The organism is Sulfitobacter sp. PR48, assembly GCF_028807335.1.
Taxonomy (GTDB): Bacteria; Pseudomonadota; Alphaproteobacteria; order Rhodobacterales; family Rhodobacteraceae; genus Sulfitobacter.
In genome coordinates this window covers 1-1,095 of the sequence record NZ_JARAMM010000066.1, presented here as the reverse complement: position 1 = coordinate 1,095, position 1,095 = coordinate 1, and the positions used below count along the sequence as shown (strand labels likewise).

Sequence of the window (1,095 nt, the reverse complement as noted above, 5' to 3'; positions counted from 1 at the left end):
AACCTTAATGCTTTACATAGTCTAGTTGAAGGTAAAATTTCTTTTAATCAATATAAGAATGACAGAATAAAGCATCAAGAATACTTAGAAGCAGAAAGATTACGCTTGGAAAAACTAAGAGAATTAGAACTAATTCAGTTAAAGAAACAACAAGAAAAATTAGCTCAGGAAAGAAAAGTTAGAGAACAAGCTGAACGTGAACGTAGGAAAAAATTAGAATCTGACCCTAAATATATAGAGAGGCAAAAAGAAAAAAATCTAATAAAAAAATATGATATTTACTTCTATGATATAGCTGATAAGCATAGAGCGAAGTTAATTAATATATTGAAATTATTAGATAATAATCAGAGATTATCTGAACAAGATGCTATTTGGTTAAATTCGGAAGGACGACAATTTTTTACAGATGAACTTAAGATGAAATTTCATCGTGTAGAAGCTGATTTTTATCTTAATGAATATAAGACAACCAAATTACATTGGAATGCTATTAATGCCTCTAGTCAATTAAGAAAAGCTAAAGCAAGTAAAGAGGCTGAAAAGTTTTTAGAAAATACTGAAATCTCACTAAACAAAAATAAAAAATTATTGTCAGCTTATTTCACTACATTGGGGGGAGTTAAGAGAGATATTAGAAAAGTCGATACAGCAATAGAATGTGGCGTAAAAGCTCATGAAAATAATTCTCAGGACTACAGACCATGTACTTTATTGGGAGCTATATATATGGAAAACCATGAATATACTCTTGGACATGATTGGTATAGCAAAGCACGTGACCGAGGTGCGCCAGAAAAATCTATAAATGCTGATCTCAGAAGTATTCTATTAAAATTAGATAAATCAAAACGCGTTGAAATGATTGCTAATCTATTGAAAAAAGACCCATACCTTTATGGTTGGTTAAAAAGTATGCCTAAGTAACTTCAACCTCATTTTGCAAATAGCCGTTTATTTCGCTACGGTTTGGACTATGTTCAAATGGCTATTCTACGTTTGATTGGTTTTGGAAAAAAAGAAGAATTTAAGAAAGTGCTCGCAATTTTAAGAAAGAAAAAGCCTGATAGGACAAGGGTCCTATGAAATTTGTCG

The 1,095-nt window shown here is 30.9% G+C and carries 1 protein-coding gene and 1 pseudogene; both read left to right on the top strand.

Features of this window, described 5'->3' with window-relative positions:
- On the top strand, nt 1-927 hold a 927-nt coding region (locus tag PVW51_RS24245; protein ID WP_274578238.1), incomplete at its 5' end, for a hypothetical protein.
- Nucleotides 928-954: 27 nt separating this feature from the next.
- Nucleotides 955-1,086 (top strand): annotated as a pseudogene (locus PVW51_RS24240) (IS4-like element ISAba33 family transposase); the annotation flags it as partial.
- Nucleotides 1,087-1,095: the final 9 nt, after the last annotated feature.